Here is a 21,782-nt window from a genome sequence, read left to right as displayed (position 1 = left end):
CTCTCACCCTGCGGGGTGGGGGAGGGGTCTTTTCATGTCTAGAAGATACGGAATCTTATGCAAAAACCGTGTCCCAAGATTGTCCCTACGTGCCAATTCTTATGGCTCTTACAGCTTTTACAACGCTAAAATCGCAGCTAGAGATGCATGTGACAAAATTATCATGCCGCGTGGTCGAACTGCGAGTTGTAGAGCTCCGCGTAGAAGCCGCCCTTGGCGAGGAGCTCCTCGTGGGTGCCCTTCTCCACGACGTCCCCGTCGCGCAGCACCAAGATCACGTCGGCGTTGCGTATGGTCGAGAGACGGTGCGCGATCACAAAGCTCGTGCGCCCGCGCATGAGCTCGTCCATCGCGCGCTGGATGAGCTCCTCGGTGCGCGTGTCCACGTTTGAGGTGGCCTCGTCGAGGATGAGCGCCGGACGGTCGGCCAGCACGGCGCGCGCGATGGTCACGAGCTGGCGCTGCCCCTGGCTGAGGTTGGTGCCCTCCTCGTTGATCACGAAGTCATAGCCGCCCGCGAGCGTGTGGATGAAGTGGTCGCAGCGCGCCGCGCGGGCTGCGGCCTCCACCTCCTCGTCGGTGGCGTCGGGCCGTCCGTAGCGGATGTTCTCTCGGATGGTGCCGTTGAAGAGCCACGTGTCCTGCAGCACCATGGCGAACTCCTCGCGCAGCGCGGCGCGGTCCCACTGGCGCACGTCGACGCCGTCGACGCGCAGCGAGCCCTCGTCCACGTCCCAGAAGCGCTGGAGCAGCTTGATGAGGGTCGTCTTGCCGGCTCCGGTGGGCCCCACGATGGCCATGGTCTGCCCTGGCTCCGCCACGCAGGAGAAGTCGTGGATGACGGTCTGGCCCGGCACGTAGCCAAAGCGCACGTGGTCGAAGACGACGCGGCCCTCGCGACGGGCGGGCACCTGCGGCGCCTCGGGCTCGGTCTCCTCGGGCGCAGAGAGGAACTCGAGGACGCGCTCGGTGGCGGCCGCCATGGACTGCATCGTGTTGGAGACGTTGGCCAGCTGCTGGATCGGCTGCGTGAAGTTGCGCACGTACTGGATGAAGCTCTGGATGTCGCCGGGGCCCGCGGCGCCGTTGAGGCAGAGCCCCGCGCCCACCACCACGACGCCCACGTAGCCCATGTTGCCCACGAGGCTCATGAGCGGCATCATCAGGCCGGAGAGGAACTGGCTGCGCCACGCGCTCGTGAACAGGCGGTCGTTCTCCCGCTCGAACTCCTCGACGCAGGCGTCGGCACGGTCGAAGACCTGGATGACGCCCTGTCCCGCGAAGTCCTCCTCCACGATGCCGTTCACCGACCCCAGGACCTGCTGCTGCTCGCGGAAGTAGCGCTGCGAGAAGTGCACGACCACGCCCACGATGAGCACGGAGGCCGGCAGCGTGAGCACCGTCACGCCCGTGAGCGGCAGGCTGATGGAGAGCATCATCACGAGCACGCCCACGACCTGCGTGACGGAGGTGATGAGCTGCGTGATGGACTGGTTGAGCGACTGGCCGAGCGTGTCCACGTCGTTGGTGATGCGGCTGAGGACGTCCCCCTTGCTGTGCTCGTTGAAGTAGCCCATGGGGACCACCGCGATCTTCTCGGCAATCTCGGTGCGCATGCGGTGGCAGACCTTCTGGGTGACCCCGGTCATGAGCCAGCCCTGGACGAGGTTGCAGGCGGAGCTCGCCAGGTAGATGCCCAGAAGCCCCAGCAGCGTTGTCCCGATCCAGGCAAAGTCAACGGACCCGGTGCCCTGGACCGTGGCCACGAGGCCCTCGAAGAGCTTGGTGGTCACGGTGCCCAGCACGCGCGGGCCCACGATGTTGAACACCACGGACCCCACGGCGAAGAGCAGGGCGAGAAGGACGGCGAACTTGTGCCTCCCCACGTATCCCAGCAGCCTCAGCATGGTCCCCTTGAAGTCCTTGGGCTTCTCGCCGCTTCCGCGGCCCCTTCCGACGGGCGGCATCAGCGCTCGCCTCCCTTCGTGTCGTCAGCGTGCAAAAGTGACTGTCCCCCTTGCACGTCCAGCCCGAGCTCCTCGGCGGAGAGCTGGCTCTGGGCGATCTCCAGATACTCGGGGCAGCTGCGCAGCAGCTCCTCGTGGGTTCCGCGGCCGACCACGTGCCCCTCGTCGAGCACGAGGATCTCGTCGGCGTGCATGATCGTGGCGATGCGCTGGCCCACCACCACGACAGCAGCGTCCGTGACCGTGCGCGCGAGTTCGGCGCGAAGCCGCGCGTCCGTGGCGTAGTCGAGCGCGGAGAAGGAGTCGTCGAAGACGATGACCTCCGGCCGCTTGGCGAGGGCGCGCGCAATGGCGAGGCGCTGGCGCTGCCCTCCGGAGACGTTGGTGCCGCCCTGGGAGATGGGCGCGTCGTAGCCCTCGGCGCGCTCCTCGATGAACTCCTCGGCCTGGGCGACGCGCGCGGCGGCGCGCATGTCGTCGTCCGTCACCTCGTCCCCCGCGAACTTGAGGTTCGTCTCAACGGTCCCCGAGAAGAGCATGCCCTGCTGCGGGACGTAGCCGATGCGCCGGCGCAGCTCCGAGAGGCCCCAGTCGCGCACGTCAACGCCGTCGAGCAGCACGGCGCCGCCGGTGACGTCGTAGAGGCGCGGGATGAGCTGCACGAGCGTGGACTTGCCCGAGCCCGTGGAGCCGATGATGCCGGTCATGTGGCCGGGATGCGTGGTGAAGCTCACGCCCTGGATCACGTCCTTGCGGGCGTCGGGGTACTGGAAGCTCACGTTGCGGAAGGTGAGCTCGCCGCGCGGCGCGCCCTCGGCGGGGAGCTTGGGGTTCGCCGGGTCGGTCACGGAGAGCGGGCAGGAGATGACCTCGTCCACGCGCTCGGCGGCCACCTCGGCGCGCGGCAGGATCACCGAGACCATGGTGAGGATCATGAACGCCATGACGATCTGCATGGTGTAGGAGATGAAGGCCATCATGTCGCCCACCTGCATGACGCCGTCGGCCACGCCGTGGGAGCCAAACCACACGATCATCACCGTGACGCAGTTCATGACGAACATCAGCAGGGGCATCATGAAGCTCATCGCGCGGTTGGTGAAGAGCTGCGTGCCCATGAGCTCGGTGCTGGCCGTGTCGAAGCGCGCGAGCTCGTGGCCCTGACGGCCGAAGGCGCGGATGGGCATGATGCCGTCGAGCATCTCGCGCGCCACGAGGTTCACGCGGTCCACGAGCTGCTGCATCCTCTTGAACTTGGGCAGGGTGAGGCCCATGAGCGCGCCGACGACGGCGCAGACGGCGATCACGGCGACGCCGATGGTCCACTCGAGCCCCGTTGAGGTGGCGAGCACGCGCGTGACCGCCACAACGCCCATGATGGGGGCGAGAAGGACGAGGCGCATGAACATCGTCGTGGCCATCTGGATCTGCTGGATGTCGTTGGTGCAGCGCGTGATGAGCGAGGCCTGGGAGAATCGGTTGACCTCCGCGGGGGAGAAGCGCATGACCTGGGCGAAGGTCTGCCGACGCAGGTCGCGTGCGATGGTGGCGGCGGTGTGGGAGGCGACGGCGCCCGTGAGGACCGTGGCCACCAGGCTCACGAGGCACAGGCCGAACATCTCGAGCGCGGTCCTGCCGAGATAGGCGTTCTGGACGTCGGCGGCGGAGATGCCCTGCGCGGCGTACTCGGCGCTCACGTAGGAGATGGCTCGCTGGGTGACGAGCGAGCCGCCCATGCTGCCCATCTGCTCACCGAGCGCCTCGGCGGCGTTCGCGAGCTGGTCGCGAGCAACGAGGCCCGCGTCCACGGCGGCGTGGAGGGAGTCGAGCGTGAGGGTGGCGCCGGCGGGGATGGCGGTGTCGTTCCCGAGCGCGGAGGCGTCAACGCCCTGCTCGAGCGCGAGGGCGGCGACCTCGGGGAGCTCCATCGCCCGCGCGAGGTCCGAGTCCGCGTCCCTCTCGGCGTCCGTTCCCTGGAAGGCGCGGATGCCGGCGTCGTCCGCCGGGGCAAAGGCCGCCTCCACGAGTGCGACGTCCTCGTCGCTCATGAAGAGCTCGAGGTCGTCGAGCGAGCTCGCGCGGATGGCGTCTGGCACGGGGCTCTCGATGCCGCCCTGCTGGATCCCCACGTCGACGATCTCTGACATGAGGGAGGGGAGCGCCAGATCCGCGTTGGCGGAGACTACGAGCAGCGCCGCCACGGCGGCAAGCGCAAGGAGGTGGTTCTTGAAGAGCCTTAGAATCCTCATTCGGCGACCTCCCCCGTGACCGCCTCGACGAGGATGTCGCGCGAGCGCCGCACGATGCGCACGAGCTCCGCCGCGTCACTCGGCCCGAGGGACTCCAGGTAGCGCGCGACGGCCTGCGTGCGCTCCTGCCTGATGGAGTCCGCGCGCCGGCGCCCCTCGTCGGTGAGCGCCACCCTGACGCAGCGACGGTCCTCGCTCGAGTGCGTGCGCGTGACGAGCCCCTTCTCCTCGAGGGATCGAAGGATGTTGGCCGTGCGCGCGCTCGAGACCTGTGCGAAGGACCCGAGCGAGCCGGGCGTGAGCGGCTCTTCTGAGCGGAAAAGCGTCATGAGCACGGCGGTCTCCCCGCGCGTGGCGTTGAGCGCCTTGGGTCCCACGGCGCGTCCGAGCTGGCCGAGCTCCTGGAGGAGCTCCTGGGCGAGCTCGGCGTAGCTCGGCGCGAAGGAGGGTTCGTAGTCGTCCATCTCACTCCCTACTACTAGAAGATACTTACGGTGTTAGGTGATACCCGCCGAGCGCGCCCTCAGCGCCGCGCGTTCTTCTCGCCACGCGTTCTCCACAACGCGACACGGTGAGAAGGGCGCTTGGGGGGCGTCGTCGAGCATGTCGCGGCGCACGGTCCTGGCCTGGTGCCATGGCAAGTGCCCGTCGTCTGCATCGAGCATGCCCCTGCGCACGGTTTAGGCCTTCACGGAGTGAAAACCGTGCGCTCAGGCATGCCCGAGCGTTCCGTGCGCGGGGGCATGCCCAGGCCCTTCTCGCCGGGCGTCCTGCCGTTCCGGGACCCGCTCGAGCATGCCGGGGCGCACGGAATGCGTGTCTTCCGCCTCACTGTCTTGTCAGCTGTCAAGCAAGCTGTATACTGTCATGGTTTGTCGACGAGGGGAGCGGACATGCTCACAGACGAGCTGCGCGCCGAGGTCGAGCGTCTCAAGGAGAGGCGCGACGCCGTGATTCTGGCCCACTACTACGTCCCGCCCGAGGTCCAGGAGCTGGCCGACCACGTGGGCGACTCCTTCGCCCTCGCCAAGCTCGCGGCCACGCTGCCGTGCCGCACGCTGGTCTTTGCCGGCGTGAGCTTCATGGCGGAGAGCGCCAAACTCCTCTCGCCGGACAAGACCGTCCTCATGCCGGACCCTGCCGCCGACTGCCCTATGGCCCACATGGTGCGCCGCGAGACGGTGGACGCCGCGCGAGAGCGCTACGGCGACGACCTGGCGGTGGCCTGCTACGTCAACTCCACGGCCGAGGTGAAGTCGTGGTCCGACGTCTGCGTCACGTCCTCGAACGCGGTGCGCATCGTGCGCGCGCTGCCGCAGGGAAACGTCCTCTTCGTGCCGGACCGCCATCTCGGCAGCTATGTGGCGAGCCAGGTGGCCGAGAAGAACGTGATCCTGAACGACGGCTACTGCCCCATCCACCGCGACATCTCCGCTAACGAAGTCCGCGCGCTCAAGGCAGCGTTCCCGGACGCGCCGGTGCTCGCGCACCCCGAGTGCGGTCCGGAGGTCATGGCGCTCGCGGACTTTGCCGGCTCCACCTCGCAGATCATCGAGGCGGCCGTGGCGGGCTCGGCGCGCGACTACATCGTCCTCACCGTGGACGGCGTCCGCGGCGAGCTGGAGCGCCAGACGGCCGGGACCGGCAAGCGCTTCCACTTCCCGGCCACGCGCCCGGCCTGCCCGGACATGGACCGCATCACGGTGGAGCGGCTCGTCGCCTGCCTGCGCGACGGCTCCGGAGAGGTGGGCCTGCCGCCGGCCGAGGTGGCCGAGGGCGCCCGCGCGGCGCTCACCCGCATGCTCGAGCTGGGGAGGTAGCATGGCGGGCGAGAAGGACGGTGTCATCGCGACGGACGAATCGCGCCCCGCGCGCGTGATCGACTGCGACGTGGTCATCGTCGGCTGCGGAGTGGCCGGCCTCTACTGCGCTCTCAACCTCCCGGAGGCGCTCTCGGTGGTCCTGCTCTCCAAGGAGGAGGTGGACCACTGCGACTCCATGCTCGCCCAGGGCGGCATCTGCGTCCTGCACGACCCGGGCGACTACGAGTCCTTCTTCGAGGACACGCTGCGCGCGGGCCACTACGAGAACCGCCTGGAGAGCGTGGACCTCATGATCCGCGCGAGTCGCCCCATCATCGACGACCTCATCAAGCGCGGCGTGCGCTTCGCCCGCAGGCCGGACGGCGAGCTCGACTACACCCGCGAGGGCGCGCACTCCCGCCCGCGCATCGTCTACCACGAGGACGTCACGGGGGAGGAGATCACCACGCACCTGCTGGCCTGCGTGCGCAGGCTGCCCCATGCGCGCATTCTCGAGCACACCTGCATGACGGACATCCTCGAGAGCTCCGAGGGCAGCGGCACGCGGGTGTGCCGCGGCGTCGTGGCCACGGGGCCGGACGGCGAGAGGATCGAGATCCGCGCGGACGCTACGGTCTTTGCCACGGGCGGCGTGGGCGGGCTCTACTCGCGCTCCACGAACTTCTCGTGCCTCACCGGGGACGGCTGCCGCATTGCCGCCGAGCACGGGGTCCTCCTTGAGCACATGGACTACGTGCAGATCCATCCCACCTCGCTCTGGAGCGAGCGACCCGGCCGCGCGTTTCTCATCTCCGAGTCCGCGCGCGGGGAGGGGGCGATCCTGCTGAACGACGCCGGCGAGCGCTTCACGGACGAGCTGCAGCCGCGCGACGTGGTCTCCGCGGCGATCTTTGCCGAGATGAGAAGAACGGGCGCGCAGCACGTGTGGCTCTCCTTCGAGCGGGTGCCCCGCGAGGTGATAGAGGGACACTTCACGCACATCCTGGAGCGCTGCCTCGAGGAGGGCTACGATATCCGCGAGCGCCCGATTCCCGTGGTGCCCGCCCAGCACTACTTCATGGGCGGCATCCATGTGGACTCGGACTCCCAGACCACCCTGCCGCACCTCTTCGCCTGCGGCGAGACCTGCTGCAACGGCGTCCACGGCAAGAACCGCCTTGCCTCCAACAGCCTGCTCGAGTCGCTCGTCTTTGCCCAGAGGGCGGCCGACAAGATCATGCGTGACCGCTTTGCCGAGGACACCGCGGCGCAGCTTGCGGAGGCCGTGAGACAATGGGGACAGGTTCATTTGTCTCATGTGCCTCAATGAGACAAATGAACCTGTCCCCATTGTCTCACGAGAGGAGACCCAATGACCGACCCGATGATCCAGATGCAGATGGACGACCACATCCGCGCTGCGCTGCGCGAGGACATGCCCTTCGGCGACGTCTCCACCGCCGCCGTGATGCCCGAGCCGCGTCCCGGCCGCGTGCAGCTCATCGCCAAGGCGGACGGCGTGATCGCGGGCCTCGCGGTCTTCTCGCGCGTCTTTGCGCTGCTCGACCCCGCCACGCGCGTCACCGCCGACGTGGCGGACGGCGAGCGCGTGAGCGCGGGCCAGCATGTGGCCACCGTGGAGGGAGACGTGCGCGTGCTGCTGGAGGGCGAGCGCACCGCCCTCAACTACCTGCAGCGCATGAGCGGCATCGCCACCTACACGTCCGCTATCGCGGCCGCGCTCGAGGGCACGGCCACCACGCTCGTCTGCACGCGCAAGACCACGCCCGGCATGCGCCTCTTCGAGCGCGAGGCCGTGCGCCTGGGCGGCGGCAGCCTGCACCGCTACGGCCTCTCTGACGGCGTCCTGCTCAAGGACAACCACATCGACGCCGCGGGCGGCGTGGCCGAGGCCGTGGCCATGGCGCGCGCCACGGCGCCCTTCGTGGACAAGGTCGAGGTGGAGTGCGAGAGCCTCGAGATGGTCCGCGAGGCCGTCGAGGCGGGTGCCGACATCATCATGCTGGACAACATGTCCCACGATGACATGGCCGCCGCTGTTACCCTCATCGACGGCCGCGCCCAGACCGAGGCCTCGGGCAACGTGGATGCCGCCAACGTGGGGCGCTACGTGGACCTGGGCGTGGACTTCGTCTCCTGCGGCGCGCTCACGCACTCCGCGCCGATCCTCGACCTCTCGCTCAAGCACCTAGAGGTCCTGGGGTGAGCGCCGGCTCCGGGGACGCCCGTCGCGAGAAGATCTTGGAGGCCCTGCGCGGCGCCGAGGGGCCACTCTCGGGCGGCGCGCTTGCCGAGAAGTGCGGCGTGAGCCGTCAAGTAGTGGTCACCGACATCGCCCTCCTGCGCACCCGGGGCGAGAAGATCGTCTCCACCAACCGCGGCTACGTCCTGGCCGCCGATGATGCGCCCGTGCGTCCCACGCGCCTGTTCAAGTGCCGGCACACCGCCGAGCAGACCGCCGACGAGCTGACCTGCGTCGTTGACCTGGGCGGGTGCGTGGAGGACGTCTTCGTGAACCATCGCGTCTACGGGAAGGTGTCCTCCGAGCTGGGAATCTCCAGCCGCCGCGACGTCGAGCGCTTCATGGCCGAGCTGGCCTCCGGCGTGTCCGCCCCGCTCCTGGAGGTCACGAGCGGCTACCACTTCCATCACGTGAGCGCGGGAAGCGAGGAGGTGCTGGACGACGTCGAGCGGGCCCTCTCCGAGCGCGGCTACCTCGCCGAGCTCACCGACTACGAGGCCGCGACCTTCTCCTGACGGGCTGCCCGCGCATCTGGGGCGCGACGGGCATGCCCCGGCGCACGGATGCGCGTCCCGATGGGCGAAATCCGTGCCATAGGGCATGCTCGGCTGGCCCGCGCGTCCGCCTGACCGCGTCCCCGCGTTCTTCTCGCGCAGCCTTATGCCCGCCGGCCCCTGGCGAGAAGGACCGCGGCAAGGCGCGAGTCCCTCCATGACGTTTGGGTATACTCCCTACGTTCAGACAACCGTCAGGGAGGTGACAGCGCATGGAGGACCTCGAGCCCTCGATTCCCCGCACGCCGGCCCAGGCCGTGCTTCGCATGGTCTCCATCCTCATGGGCATCATCGGCCTGCTCGTTCTTCTCGGCGGCGTCGCGGTGCTCGTGGGAAACGTCATGGGGCTGCTCCCGGGAGGCGACATCTGGACCGCTGCCACCTTCGGCGTCATGATCGTCGTCGCGGCGGGCCTGCTCATCCTCACCGCGGCGCTGGGCATCGTCGCCTCCAACAACTCCGCCCGCGTCGAGCCCTACCGCTTCCTGTGCTACCTCGTCGGGCTCGCCGTGCTCGTTGCCATCGTCTGGGGCTGGGGGGTTGGGTCGTTCATCCTGTTCAACCCCATCGTGCTCACGACCACGATCGTCTACGTGCTCATCTGCTCGCGCCTTGCCGACAAGGTGAAGGAGGAGCACGACAACGGCGTCCGCGGCGAGACCTTCCTGCGCTCGCGCCACCAGCGCGTCCTGCACCTGCTCTCCGAGATGATCATCCTCAAGGGCGTGGTGACGGTCGTGGTGATCGTGGTGCTGGCGGCCGCGCTCGTCGTGTACGGGGAGGGGGAGCGCGCCGTCATCTCGGGCGTCCCGGTAACCGTCTCCGACACGCTCTATGCCCTGCTCGCCGTCGGCGGGCTCTCGTCGGGCGTCAGCGTGCTCGCGGGCGGGCTTGGCATCCGGGGGTCCAACCGACCGCAGAAGATCGTGCCCTTCCTCGTGCTCGCGTCGATCGTCTGCGCCTTCGACCTCGTGCAGGTGGTGGGCATGTTCCTCGAGCGCGGCATCCTTGGCGTCACCTTCGACGCCGTATTTGACCTGCTGTTCATGGGCGTGTGCGTGTACCTGGCCGTCCGCGTGCTGCGCCAGCCCACGCCCGAGGAGCTCGCCGCCGCCGCGGGCGTCGCGCTCGTCTCCGGCCAAGAGGAGTGATTCAAGGGGGACGGTGAGACAAAGGGGACGGGTTCATTTGTCTCATTACATTATGTAATGAGACAAATGAACCCGTCCCCTTTGTCTCACCGTCCCCCTTGTCTCACGTCACCAGAAAGGACTTTCATGACCAACGGAACCATGCTCCAGGGCTTCTCCTGGTACCTGCCCGCGGACGGCTCGCACTGGCACCGCATCGCCGAGCAGGCTGCCGACTTCGCCTACCAGGGCATCACCGCCGTCTGGCTGCCGCCCGCCTACAAGGCCGAGAAGGGCGCCGAGGACGTGGGCTACGGCGTCTACGACACCTACGACCTGGGCGAGTTCGACCAGAAGGGGACCGTGCGCACCAAGTACGGCACCCGCGCGGAGTACGAGGCCGCGGTGCGCGCGCTGCAGGCAAACGGCATCCAGGCGCTCGCGGACATCGTGCTCAATCAGCGGCTCGGCGCGGACGGCTGCGAGGACGTGGTCGCGCGCGAGGTGCAGTCCAACAACCGCGAGGTCGTGCTCGGGGACGCGCAGACCATCTCCGCGTGGACGCGCTTCTCGTTCCCCGGCCGCGCGGGCACCTACTCGGACTTCACCTGGGACTGGACCTGCTTCCATGGCGTGGACTGGGACGACCGCGCCAAGCGCAAGGCCATCTTCCTCTTTGACGGCAAGCACTGGGACAGCGCCGTGGACCGCACGGAGAACGCCAACTACGACTACCTCATGGGCGCCGACGTCGACGTGAACGACCCGCGCGTCTTTGACGAGCTCGTGCGCTGGGGCTGCTGGTACGTGGACGCCTGCGGGCTGGACGGATTTCGCCTGGACGCGCTCAAGCACATCGACCGCGGCTTCTACCTGCGCTGGCTCGACGCCGTGCGCAAGCACGCGGGGCGCGAGCTCTTCACGGTGGGCGAGTACTGGGGTCGCACGGCGGACGAGCTCACGGCCTACCTGGGTGCCGAGAAGGCCCTCTCGCTCTTCGACGTGCCGCTGCACTACAACCTCTACCGTGCGAGCTGCTCGAACGGCGACGTGGACCTCTCCAAGATCTTCTCGGGCACGCTCGTGGAGCGCGACCCGGTGCATGCCGTGACCTTCGCCGAGAACCACGACACGCAGCCGGGCCAGGCGCTGCAGTCCTTTGTCCAGACGTGGTTCAAGCCCGCCGCCTACGCGCTGATCCTCCTGCGCGAGGCGGGCTACCCCTGCGTCTTCTACGGCGACCTCTACGGCATGCCCAACGACGGCAACATCCCCGCGGTGCGCGAGCTGCCGCTGCTCATGGAGATCCGCCGCCGCCTCGCCTACGGGCCTCAGCACGACTTCCTGGACGCGCCGGACGTGATCGGCTGGACGCGCGAGGGCGACGCCGAGCATCCGGGCAGCGGCGTGGCCGTGGTCCTCACCGACCGCGCCGGCGGCGAGAAGCGCATGTTCGTGGGCGCGGGCCACGCCGGCGAGACCTGGAGCTGCGTCATCGGCGAGCAGGACGACGTGGTGGTGGACGCCGAGGGCTGGGCCACGTTCCGCACGCTCGGCGGGCGCCTCTCGGTCTATCTGCCGGAGAGGACGGCCGACGCGCTGGAGAACGACCGCCAGCTCCACCGCATCGCGCGCGAGATCGCCGAGGACACCGAGGAGATGCGCGCGTAACGCGAAATGGGGACGGCGGCTCTGTCATCGCCCCGTCCCCTCTGTCACGCGGCGCAACAGCAAGGGGACAGGCCCCGGAGCGACCGCTCTGAGACCTGTCCCATTTTCTCTGAGAGAAAAAACCTGTCCCCTTTTTACAGCTCGAGCTCCATCAGGCGGGCGATTGCCACGATGTAGATCTTGAGCGCGCGGCGCAGGGCCTCCTCGGAGACCGCCTCGTCGGGGCCGTGCTCGCTGCCCACCCAGGCGGGCTTGTCGGGGTCGAAGTCGCCGGGGCCGAAGGCGCAGGCGCGGGCGAAGTGGCGGGCGTACGTGCCGCCGCCGATCGTGAACGCCTGGGCGTCGGGCTTTCCAGCATACTCGGCGTAGGTGGCGAGAAGCGCCTGGATCTCCGGGCTGTCAGGACTGATGTAGAACGGCGCGTCGCCGGAGGTCTGCTCGTAGGAGCAGCCGTGCGCGGCGGCGAGCTCGCTCAGGCGCGCGGTGATGGCCTCGCCGGTCGTGGTGGTGGGGTAGCGCGAGTCCACGGTCTGCACGAAGCGGCCGTCGACGGTGCGGATGGTGCCGGCGACGCAGGTGAGCTCGCCGAACTTGTCATCGGCGGCGGCGATGCCGGAGGCGCGGCCGTAGGCGTCCTCGGTGAGGGTGACCAGGAGCTCGAGGAAGCTGCGCTCGCCCTCGCCGGCGAGGCCCTGCGCCAGCAGGTAGCGCGCGAGCACGCCGATGGCGTTGACGGTGCCGGCGGGCATCGAGGCGTGGCCGCCGATGCCGGTGGCCGTGATGCGCGCGAGGCCCTCGCCGGCAGGCTCCACGGCGATGCGCTCCGCGGCGGGCAGCGACGCCGCGTCCGCGCGGACGACGGCCGTGGCCTGGCCGCAGATGGCGTTGGGCACGGTGCCGCCGTCGAGCTCCACAATCATCTCGCCGGCCACCTGGCCGGAGGTGAAGCGTCCCTGGTAGAGGCCCTTCTCGCCGCAGATCAGCGGGAAGTCGGCGTCGGGGGAGAAGCAGAAGAGCGGCTCGGGGTAGCGCTCGAGGTAGTACGGCACGTCGCCCATGCCGGTCTCCTCGTTGTTGCCGATGATGCAGCGGAGCGTGTACGGCAGCTCCTGGCCCGCATCGACGAGGCGCTGGAAGAAGTGGGCGGCGTAGAGCGAGAGCACGAAGGGGCCCTTGTCGTCCTGCACGCCGCGCCCGACGAGGTAGCCGTCCTTGCGCGTGACCTCGAGCGCGGGGAAGTTCCAGCCAAGGCCCAGCGGCACGATGTCGGTGTGGGCGATCGTGGCGATGTGGCGCTCGGGCCCGGAGGCGCCGGGGACGTCGGCAAAGCCCAGGTAGCCGTCAACGTCCGTGACCTCGAGGCCCAGGCGCCCCGCCATGCGCTCCGCCTCGACGAGCGCGGCGTTGGAGGCGGGGCCCCACGGCTTGCCGGGCTCGGCGGCGGAGAGGTCCTCCACGGACTCGTGCCGCACGAGGCGGTTGATGTCGGCGACGACGTCCTCCCAGACCTCGTCCACGTAGGCGTCCACCTGCTGCTTGAACTGCTCGTCCACCATGTGCCCTCCTGACGTCGTGCGCCGCGGCGCGTGCGTTCTTCTCGCTGTCCATCTTAGCGCGGGTTCCGCCCGAGTATGGCGGCGGGCGCCTCGTCCCGTTGCGCGCCGAAACAGAGCGTCCGGACAAAAACGCCCCCGCGCGGGGAGGATTTTGTCCGGACGCTCTGTCTGGGTGAGCGGCCTGTCAGGACGTGCCCGACAAGAAGGGCGGGCGGGAAGAACGGGCGAGAAGGACGGGCGGGGCGCCCTACACCACGAAGAGCAGGGCGGAGAGCGTGATGCAGACGCTGCCGCCGAGCGTGAACAGGTGGAAGACGAAGTGCAGGTAGCGCACCTTCTTGAAGACGTAGAGGAGCGCCCCCACGGTGTAGCTGAGCCCGCCGGCGAGAAGCAGCCAGAACGCGGGCGGCGGCAGGAGCTCCCAGAGGTCGCCGATGTGGAAGACCACGAGCCATCCCATGAGGACGTAGATCAGCGCGGTGAGCCAGACGGGCTGGCGCTCGCGCAGCAGGCACTCGGCGACGATGCCCACCACCGCCACGGCCCACACGGCCACGCACAGCGCGAGGCCTCCCCGGTCCGCGAGCGTGATCAGCGAGAAGGGCGCGTAGCTTCCGGCGATGAGCAGGTAGATGCCGCAGTGGTCGAGGACCCGGAACACGGCCTTGGCCTTCTCGGGCGCGAGCGCGTGGTAGAGGGTGGAGAAGAGGTACTCGATGATGAGCGAGATGCCCATGAGCAGGGCCGCCGCGAGCCTCACCCCGCCGCCGTGCGAGACGGACGCCACGATCAGCAGCACGAGCGCGGCGATGGCGAGCAGCGCCCCCACGCCGTGGCTGACGGAGTTGGCGATCTCCTCGCCGAGCGTGTAGCGCTTCTTGACCTTCTCGATTCCGCTGGTCACGGCTTCCCTGACGTGTGCCATGCTTCCTCCCCGCTGACGAGGGCCGTGCGCAACGCGGGTATAATGCTCACGTTGCACGCTGTCGTTGCGCCGTGGGAAAGCATAGCCCGACGCGCGTCGAGGGAGGACGTCGTGAAGAAATCTACGTTCATTGGTAACTTTGCCGCGTGGGTCGTCGTAGCGGCTGCGTCCGTCGCGTTTCTCGCGTGGTACCACATGACCGACTTCGAGGTCGTCTCCGCCGCCATTGGCGACTCCGCGCTCGTGCAGCTGGGCGTCGTGCTCGCGTCCCCGCTGCTGCTCTATGCGATCGGCGCGCTCATCGGCCTTCTGCTCGTGTGGTTCAAGCGCATCAGGATGGGGCGCGTCTCCCGGACGGCCTGCCTCGTGCTGGCGCTGCTCGTCCTCGCGTTCGTGCTGCTCGCCGCGGTGCCCGCGCTTGCGCCGGACACCGCGGGGGCGCTCATGATCCCGACGGTGGTGGTCGTCTACGTCACGATGGTGGCGCCGATCATGGTCATGTTCTTCGGGTTCCTGTACGCGCTGGGCATCGCGCCGGTCGACGCCGCCAAGCGCGGGCCGCTCTCCAGGCACCTGCCGGACGAGCGCGCGGAGTAGCCGCTGGGCGATGTGCCGGCGGCCCGCGCCGCCCGATGGGAATACTGGTGGTATCCCGATGGTCTGCCGGCCTCGGACGGGGAGGTCGCCATGAAGCAGAGGTCCTACGCCATCAACCTCGTCGCCTGGGGTCTCGTGATCGTCCTGTTTGGCATGCTCCTCGTCTTCTCGCGCCTGGGAAGCGCCCCCTCGTACGTGTACGGCTCCACGTACTCGTCGACGGACCCCTCGCTGCGGGCGCTGCTGGCGTACTCCCTCCCCGGCGTCCTGTACGCGGTCGGCGTGGTGGGCGGCCTCGTGTGGGTCCGCCGCCGCGGCATTGCGATTCCCGCGCCCGCCCGCATGGCCTGTCGCGTGGTGACCACGCTTGCGCTCGGCAACGTGGCGCTCTCCCTGGTGCCTGCCCTCACGGTGGACTGGCTGGGGTTCTCTCCCTTCCTGGCGATGTTCTCGCTCGCCCTGGTGGCGCCCGTCGTGCCGGCCGCGCTCGGCGACGTCCCTGACGAGGGCGGGTCAAGCGGGCGTTGAGGGGCATCCCGTTCTTCTCGGCTATAATTAATAATTCTGTTTTTCGCCTGTGACCGCCCTTCTCGCGGAGAGGAAACGCATGGAGTTCGTCATTCTCTACCTGCTCGTCAACATCGCCGCCGGCGCCGCGGCGTGCTTCTTCGGAAAGAAGCTCTTCTACGTGCTGCTCGGCGTGCTCGTGTTCATCGGCGTCTTCAACGTGGCGCTGGGCTCCACGGACGCCTCGCCCGTGTCGCTCGCGATCGGCGCGGTGCTCGGCGTGGTGGCCGCGCTGCTCTCCAAGTATGCCTACAAGGCGGGCGTCTTCATCGTCGGTCTCGTCTCCGGCGCCGCGCTCGGCTTCATCGTCACCATGCTGCTGCCCCAGGAGGCGGCTGACTACCTCGGCATCATCATGGTCGTGGCGGGCGTCCTGCTCGGCCTCGCTGCCGTGCACTGGGCCGACGCCGCCGTGCGCATCGGCACCGCCTGGGCCGGCTCATCCTTCCTGGTGCCCAACGTGCTCGCCACCGTGCTGGCCTTCGGGCAGCTCGCCGCGTGCGCGGTGCCCGGCGACGCGCTCGCGACCTTCGACTCCCTCACGGCCTTCGTGGGCGGGGACTTCGCCGCGGCCTATGCGACCCCCATCCTCGTTGGCACCATCGCGCTCACCATCGTGGGCTCGATCGTCCAGACGCGCACGGAGTAGCGAGGCGGGGCTGTCGCCCCGCCCCTGCGTCACGCTAGTCGACGAGGTCGGCGTCGTCCTCGTCGTAGATGATCACGTCGTCGCTAGCGTGGCGACGGCTGATGCCTGAGAGGATGCCGGCGCCGCCGAGGGAGAGGACGCCGAGCGCGCCCACCACGGAGCCGATCATCGACGTGGCGTCGCCGGTGTCGGGGACGGCAGAGCCGGAGCCCGTGCCGGAGCTCGGCCTCTTGCCGGTGGAGTCGGCGCCGCTGCCGGTGCCAGAGCCGGCGCCAGAGCCGCTGCCGGTGCCAGAGCCGCTGCCGGTGCCAGAGCCGGTGCCAGAGTTCCTCACGAGCGCGTTGCGGGCGGCGTCGAGCGAGGCGAGCGCGTCGGAGACGTCCTTCTCGCTGGCGCCCTGGTTGGCGAGAACTGCGTTGGCCTGCGAGAGGGCGGCGGCGAAGGCGGCCCAGGAGCTGGCGGTGTAGTCGCCCTGGATGAGCGAGGCGGCCTCGTCCACCTTGTTCTGGAGCTCGGTCTTGTCGACCACCGGGATGACCTCGTCGGCGACAAAGGCCCAGGTGCCGCTCACGATGACGTTGCCCTCCGCGAGGAAGCCGTCCTCGTGGTCCCATCCGCCGAAGGTCCAGGTGCCGGCGACGCCGTCCTTCTCGCCCTTGACGGTCTCGCCCTTGGCGGGGGAGGCGGGAAGGGTCACGGAGGAGCCCTTCTCCACGGTCATGTCCTCGGGCAGCGCGGCGCCCTCGGGGGCGAGGCTGCCGGCCCAGGCGAAGCTCACCGTGACGGTGTCGGGCTCGGCGTTGGGGTCGAGCGGGAAGCCGGCGGCGATGGCCTTGATCTCGTCCTCGGACGGGGCCTTGGAGAGGATGGCCGCGCGGGCGATCTTGGTGCCGGGCTTGGTGAAGAGCTGCGCCCCGCCGCCGGTGTAGACGTCGGCGCCGACGTAGTAGTTCCGGCAGTTCTCGGGCGGGACCTCGAGGCCGCCCTTGGCGTCGGCCTCCTCGCAGAGCCTGCCGTCGATGTACATGCGGACCTTGCCGCAGCTGTAGACGCCGAGGGCGTGGTGCCAGACGTCGGCGGTCACCGCTCCGGCCGGCTTGGGCGTGCCGGAGCCGTTGGAGTTGAACCAGAAGGCCATCTTGCCGTGCGTGTCGCTGTTGCCGGCGATCTCCAGGCCGTCGCCGGAGCTCTGCTGGTTGGAGATGAAGCACTGGTCGGAGTCGAGGTCGTGTGCCATGAAGACGCACTCGAGGGCGTGCTCGTTGCCGAGGTAGGTGTAGTCGTCCTGGTCGAACGCAAAGCCGAAGGCGCTCCTGCCGTCGCACTCGAAGACGTTCTGGCCCAGGGCCTCGTCGTAGGCGATGACGGCGGTCGCGGCGAGCTCGGGGTGGACGGCCTCGTGCCCGGCGGCGTCCGCGATGCCGGCGGCGCGCTCGACGGCGGCGAAGTCGACGTCGAGGAGCTTCTCCGGCGCAGGCGGGAGCAGGCGGGCGGCGTAGGCGGTCCTGACCTGCTCGGCCGTCATGGCGTAGGGGAAGAGGCGCGCGAAGGCGACGCGGGTGCCGGCCTTGGCACAGATCTCCGGCATGTTGGAGGTGCTCACGTCGGAGCAGACGTAGTAGCGGTCGGGACTCGGCACGGTCATCTTGCCGGCGCTCACCTGGTCGGCCTGCTCGCCGTTGACGTAGAGCGTGACGTTCGTGCCGTCATAGGTGGCGACGGCGTGGACCCACTCGTCGGTGTTGACGGGGGTGCCGAGGATTCGCCTGTCCTGGTCGTTGTTGTACCAGAACTCGATCTTGCCGTTCTCCACCTCGAAGCCGGCGCCGGCGCTCTGCTGGTTGGAGAAGAGGCACTGGTCGGTCTGGTTGTCGACGAGCTTGAAGTAGCACTCGTGCGTGGAGGCGCCGACGAACTGGTCGTAGTCGGTGGCGGAGAGGCGGTAGCCCCAGCCGGTGGAGCCGTTGGCCTCGAGCGCCTTAAAGCCGATCTCCTCGTCCTCTACGAGCCCCATGCCCTGCTCGCGGTTGGGCGTGTGGCCCATGGCGTCCTCGGTCACGCCCTCGCGGTAGTCGATGTCGAGGATCGCGCGCGGGGTCACGGGCGCGGAGCCGGTGGTGAAGGCTGCCGAGACGATGGCCGGGGAGGTGGAGTTGGGTGCCGGCTCGGTGCTGCCGGCCCAGGTGCCGGAGCCCTCGGAGCCCGCCTCCTTGTTCCAGGAGGTCTGGGCGTAGACGCTCATGGTGTAGGTGGTGTCGGCGACGAGCCCCTTGAAGGCGACGGCCCAGGAGTTGCGGATGTACGCGGCGGGACGGTAGTAGTCCCCGAAGATGCGCTTGGTGACGGTCGAGCCGTCCTCGGCCTCGGCGACGAGCTTGTACTCGTGGACCATGTCATCGCCGCGCTCGGAGCCGGGCTGGGCGGCGGGGAAGTGCACCTTGGCGGAGGTGTTGGTGACCTCGTCGACGGTGACCTCGGCGCCCGCGGGCCAGGTGGGGGCGGCGGTGGACTCGCGCGCGGTGGTGTAGGCGGTCATGTCGCTGGGGTCGATGACCCACGGCTCGTACAGGTAGACGACGCCCTCGCCCTCGGCGCGGGAGCGCACGAGCGAGATGCGGTAGGCGCGCACGGTGTCGTCCTCCATGAAGTCGAGAAGGACGACCTGCGACGCCTCCTGACGGCTGGTGCCCGGGGTGAAGACGTCGGCCGTCTGCGGCGGCACGGAGGCGCCGTTGCCGGAGTCGGGGTCGACCTTGCCGGTCTCGTTCTCGTAGTAGGCGCCGATCGTGGAGTCCTGGATGGCGGTGAACCCGAGGTCCTGGCTGATGGAACGCTCGTCCTCCAGCGTGGCGTGGCTGTGTCCGGAGACCTGGATCAGGTTGGGGTACTGGGCCATGAGCTTCTGGAAGTCGTTGGCCTCTCCCTGGCCGAAGTTGCCGTGCCACTCGGGCGAGGTGTAGGAGGACCCGCGCATCTGGTGGTGGGTCAGCACGAGGAACGGCACGCCGTCATCGCAGCCCTGCTCCTCGAGCTGCTGCTTGAACCAGTCGTAGTTGGGGCGGTAGTCGCCGTCGCTCGCACCGATGGGGCCCATCGTGATGACGCGCACGCCGTTCACGTCCACGACCTTGTTCGCCGCCTGGCCGGTGCGGTCCTCAAAGACGGAGCGCGCGAGGGTGACGCCCCAGTTGTACGTCTCGTGGTTGCCCTGGCAGAGGATCATCTGCGTGTGTCCCGTGCCGTCGGTGTAGCCCGCGTTGTGCGCACCGCCGTCGTTGATGAGGGCCATGAGGCGCTCGTACTGGTCGTTGCTGCCGTTGTCGGTGAGGTCGCCCACCAGACAGAACGCGTCGAGCTGCGGGTCGATCTCATAGATCGTGTCGAAGGCAAACCGCAGCTTCTTGTCGGCGTCGCGCGGCTCGGCACCCGTGTTGTTGTTGACGTGCAGGTCGGACCCAATGAGAAGGCGCGCCCTTACGCCCTCGCGCGAGAGGCCCGTCTCGTCGGCCCATGCGATTCCCGGCTGAGCGGCCCCCGTCGCCACGAGGCCCAGACCAGCGGTCATCACCAGCCTGAGGAAGCCGCGGCGGGAGACCCCGACCGTCGTGCCCTGCTCCGTGCCCTGTTCCATGCGTCCCCCCTTTGGTCGCGTCCCATGGACAAAACTCACCTCATTTTTGAGCGCGTCCGTAAGCTGCCCTTCTCGCCCTGGTCTTCTGTGGGTCAGGGTTCCTCGGCTCTCGTTAGGGTTGGTCCCGCGTAGGGAATCCTTCCGTAAGGCCGCTTGACTATTCGCGCCCCTCGCGCACCACCTCGCCCAAGGGGGGGCGGGGTATAGTGTCGCGTGAGGGGTCGCGATGCCCAACGCCCGCTTTGCGAGGGAGGACCGCCATGCCGTTTTCCATCGTTCGCGACGATATCGCGCGCGTGAGCGCGGACGTGCTTGTCAACGCTGCCAACGAGCGGCTCATGGAGGGCGGTGGCGTGTGCGGGGCCATCTTTGCCGGCGCGGGGCGTGACCGCATGTCGGAGGCGTGCGCGCGGATCGGCGGCTGCCCCGCGGGCAAGGCCGTGACCACGCCGGGGTTCGACCTTCCCTGTCGTTGGGTCGTCCATGCCGTCGGGCCCGTCTGGCGGGGTGGCGCGCGGGGCGAGAAGGACCTGCTTCGCAGCTGCTACCGGAGCGCCTTCTCCGAGGCTGCGCGTCTTGGTGCCTCCTCCGTCGCGTTCCCGCTCATCTCCGCCGGCGTCTTCGGCTGCCCCGTGCACGAGGCCCTCGACGTCGCGCGCGCCGAGGCGCAGGCCTTTCTCGACGCGCATCCTGACGTGGATGCCACGCTCGTCGTCTTCTCGCGCGACGTGGTCGCGGAGAGCGTGGCGCTCATCGGCGAGCTGCGCGAGTTCGTCGACGACGCGTACGTTGACGCGAGCCCCTTCCTGCGCGACCGCCGGAGGGAGCTCGAGGCCCTCGGTGCCCCGCTGCCGTCCGCGGCGGCGGGGCGGAAGTACACGGCATGCGCGCCCATGGCGTTCGCCCCCGCCTCGGACGAGCTCGCCGAACGGCTGTCGCACCTCGACGCGTCCTTCTCGCAGGCGCTTCTCGCCCTGATTGACGAGCGCGGGCTCACCGACGCCCAGGTCTATCGGCGGGCCAATCTGAGCCGGCAGCTCTTCTCCAAGATCCGGTCCCGAGTGGACTACCAGCCGACCAAGCCCACTGCGGTGGCCCTCGCCCTGGCGCTCGAGCTCACGCTCCCTCAGACGCGGGAGCTTCTCGCCCGCGCCGGCCTCGCGCTCTCGCACAGCAGCAAGTTCGACGTGATCGTGGAGTTCTACCTCATGCGCGGCGTCCATGACGTCATTGCCGTGAACGAGGCCCTCTTCGCCTTCGATCAGCCGCTGCTCGGCTCCCAGTAGGCCGCCGGTGCGTGGGCCATCGGCGAGCGAATGTCGCCTCGTGGTTTACCTCTCGTGTTGCCGCTACGCGTAACCTCCCAGTCGTAGGGCATGACCACGACGAAGGAGGTAGCAATGCGTACGGAAATCGTCTTCATCCTCGATGCGAGCGGCTCGATGGCGGGGCTCGAGGCCGATACCGTCGGTGGCTTCAACAGCCTCATCGAGAAGAACCGAGAGGAGCCGGGCGAGGCCACGGTCTCCACGATTCTCTTCTCGGACGGCTCACGCGTCCTGCACGACCGGCTGGACATCCGCGAGGTCCCCGCGCTCACGCGCGCCGACTATCGCTGCTGCGGCTGCACGGCCCTGCTCGACGCCGTCGGTGGCGCCATCGGGCACGTCGACCTTGTCCAGCGCGTGCAGCCAAGGGGTCACGCGGCGGACAGGGTGCTCTTCGTCATCACCACGGACGGCATGGAAAACGCGAGCCGACGCTTCACGTATCCGCAGGTCAAGAAGATGATCGAGCAGCATCGTGAGCGGGGCTGGGAGTTCCTCTTCATCGGGGCGAACATCGATGCGGCCGCGGAGGCGTCTCACCTCGGCATTGCGAGCGAGCGCGCGGCGGACTACGTGGCGGACGGGCGCGGCACCGAGGTGCTCTACAGCGCGATGGCGATGGCGGTGGCGAACGTGCGCTCCGGCGCGCCTGGCTCGGTGATGGGCGACTCGTGGCGCGCGGGCCTTGACGCTGACGTGAGGGCGCGGAGGAGATAGCAGCACGCATTCTGCGCGACTCCCCAGACGCCATCTGGGGAGTCGTCCTCGTCCGGTCGCAGAGTGCATGCTGTGACGCCCTCTTGCGGTATCGTCGCCGCGCGGGGGAGTGGTGCGGCGCCGATAATTCGTGGAGGGTGACTGGCGTCGGTGCCTGACGGGTAGGAATTCGAGCA

At 68.8% G+C, this 21,782-nt stretch carries 17 protein-coding genes; 11 read left to right on the top strand and 6 right to left on the bottom strand.

The features are described 5' to 3' along the window. Positions 1–161 precede the first annotated feature (161 nt). Genes E0L17_RS05040 through E0L17_RS05030 form a run of 3 tightly spaced genes read right to left on the bottom strand, consistent with a single transcriptional unit; the run spans position 162 to position 4,680 of the window. A complete protein-coding gene (locus E0L17_RS05040; RefSeq protein WP_167930164.1) occupies positions 162–1,967 on the bottom strand; it encodes an ABC transporter ATP-binding protein in 1,806 nt (601 codons plus the stop codon). Further along, positions 1,967–4,216: an ABC transporter ATP-binding protein gene (locus tag E0L17_RS05035; RefSeq protein WP_167930163.1), complete on the bottom strand. Its 2,250-nt coding sequence runs from the start codon at positions 4,214–4,216 to the stop codon at positions 1,967–1,969. Before E0L17_RS05035 ends, E0L17_RS05040 begins: the two co-directional genes overlap by 1 nt. Further along, entirely contained in the window at positions 4,213–4,680 is a 468-nt protein-coding gene (locus tag E0L17_RS05030) for a MarR family transcriptional regulator (RefSeq protein ID WP_075279747.1), read from the bottom strand. Before E0L17_RS05030 ends, E0L17_RS05035 begins: the two co-directional genes overlap by 4 nt. Positions 4,681–5,109: 429 nt before the next feature. On the opposite strand from E0L17_RS05030, the gene nadA reads away from it, so the two are divergent. The 6 genes from nadA to E0L17_RS05000 all read left to right on the top strand — a co-directional run bounded on the left by nadA (position 5,110) and on the right by E0L17_RS05000 (position 11,636). Beyond that, positions 5,110–6,036 carry a quinolinate synthase NadA gene (gene nadA / locus E0L17_RS05025; protein WP_167930162.1) on the top strand — a complete coding sequence of 309 codons (927 nt, stop codon included), beginning with the start codon at positions 5,110–5,112 and terminating at the stop codon, positions 6,034–6,036. 1 nt (position 6,037) lies between these two features. After that, positions 6,038–7,348 (top strand): L-aspartate oxidase, encoded by a 1,311-nt coding sequence (locus E0L17_RS05020; RefSeq protein WP_167930161.1) that lies wholly within the window; start codon positions 6,038–6,040, stop codon positions 7,346–7,348. Between the two features lie 42 nt (positions 7,349–7,390). Beyond that, entirely contained in the window at positions 7,391–8,245 is an 855-nt protein-coding gene (gene nadC, locus E0L17_RS05015) for a carboxylating nicotinate-nucleotide diphosphorylase (protein WP_167930160.1), read from the top strand. Beyond that, the gene (locus tag E0L17_RS05010) at positions 8,242–8,796 is read left to right on the top strand and encodes a transcription repressor NadR (protein ID WP_167930159.1); all 555 of its coding nucleotides are present in this window, start codon (positions 8,242–8,244) and stop codon (positions 8,794–8,796) included. The genes nadC and E0L17_RS05010 overlap by 4 nt, the downstream gene beginning before the upstream one ends. 251 nt (positions 8,797–9,047) lie before the next feature. Beyond that, positions 9,048–9,986: a hypothetical protein gene (locus tag E0L17_RS05005; RefSeq protein WP_167930158.1), complete on the top strand. Its 939-nt coding sequence runs from the start codon at positions 9,048–9,050 to the stop codon at positions 9,984–9,986. A 126-nt stretch (positions 9,987–10,112) separates the two neighbouring features. Beyond that, on the top strand, positions 10,113–11,636 hold the full coding sequence (locus tag E0L17_RS05000) for an alpha-amylase (RefSeq protein WP_167930157.1): 1,524 nt from the start codon (positions 10,113–10,115) through the stop codon (positions 11,634–11,636). A gap of 134 nt (positions 11,637–11,770) precedes the next feature. Here the strand turns inward: E0L17_RS05000 and E0L17_RS04995 are convergent, their stop codons facing one another. After that, positions 11,771–13,192 carry a Sapep family Mn(2+)-dependent dipeptidase gene (locus tag E0L17_RS04995; protein WP_167930156.1) on the bottom strand — a complete coding sequence of 474 codons (1,422 nt, stop codon included), beginning with the start codon at positions 13,190–13,192 and terminating at the stop codon, positions 11,771–11,773. A 247-nt stretch (positions 13,193–13,439) separates the two neighbouring features. Beyond that, complete coding sequence (gene trhA / locus E0L17_RS04990; protein WP_167930155.1) at positions 13,440–14,117, bottom strand: PAQR family membrane homeostasis protein TrhA; 678 nt, start codon at positions 14,115–14,117, stop codon at positions 13,440–13,442. Between the two features lie 111 nt (positions 14,118–14,228). Between trhA and E0L17_RS04985 the strand changes: the two genes are divergently transcribed. The 3 genes from E0L17_RS04985 to E0L17_RS04975 all read left to right on the top strand — a co-directional run bounded on the left by E0L17_RS04985 (position 14,229) and on the right by E0L17_RS04975 (position 15,930). Further along, positions 14,229–14,714, top strand: coding sequence for a hypothetical protein (locus E0L17_RS04985; protein WP_167930154.1), 486 nt, complete (start codon positions 14,229–14,231; stop codon positions 14,712–14,714). 90 nt (positions 14,715–14,804) lie between these two features. Continuing rightward, on the top strand, positions 14,805–15,242 hold the full coding sequence (locus E0L17_RS04980; protein WP_167930153.1) for a hypothetical protein: 438 nt from the start codon (positions 14,805–14,807) through the stop codon (positions 15,240–15,242). A 79-nt stretch (positions 15,243–15,321) separates the two neighbouring features. Beyond that, positions 15,322–15,930 carry a hypothetical protein gene (locus E0L17_RS04975; protein WP_167930152.1) on the top strand — a complete coding sequence of 203 codons (609 nt, stop codon included), beginning with the start codon at positions 15,322–15,324 and terminating at the stop codon, positions 15,928–15,930. A 34-nt stretch (positions 15,931–15,964) separates the two neighbouring features. Here E0L17_RS04975 and E0L17_RS04970 read toward each other — a convergent pair whose 3' ends face one another. After that, on the bottom strand, positions 15,965–19,561 hold the full coding sequence (locus tag E0L17_RS04970; RefSeq protein WP_167930151.1) for a LamG-like jellyroll fold domain-containing protein: 3,597 nt from the start codon (positions 19,559–19,561) through the stop codon (positions 15,965–15,967). 260 nt (positions 19,562–19,821) lie between these two features. Between E0L17_RS04970 and E0L17_RS04965 the strand changes: the two genes are divergently transcribed. Further along, on the top strand, positions 19,822–20,847 hold the full coding sequence (locus E0L17_RS04965; protein ID WP_167930150.1) for a macro domain-containing protein: 1,026 nt from the start codon (positions 19,822–19,824) through the stop codon (positions 20,845–20,847). Positions 20,848–20,961: 114 nt separating this feature from the next. After that, positions 20,962–21,606 (top strand): vWA domain-containing protein, encoded by a 645-nt coding sequence (locus E0L17_RS04960; protein WP_167930149.1) that lies wholly within the window; start codon positions 20,962–20,964, stop codon positions 21,604–21,606. The last annotated feature ends 176 nt before the right edge of the window (positions 21,607–21,782 follow it).

Source organism: Olsenella sp. SW781, from assembly GCF_012027725.1.
In the GTDB taxonomy this organism is placed as follows: domain Bacteria; phylum Actinomycetota; class Coriobacteriia; order Coriobacteriales; family Atopobiaceae; genus Thermophilibacter.
Note: the sequence above shows the minus strand (reverse complement) of the source record. Positions and strands in the feature narration are given on the sequence as shown.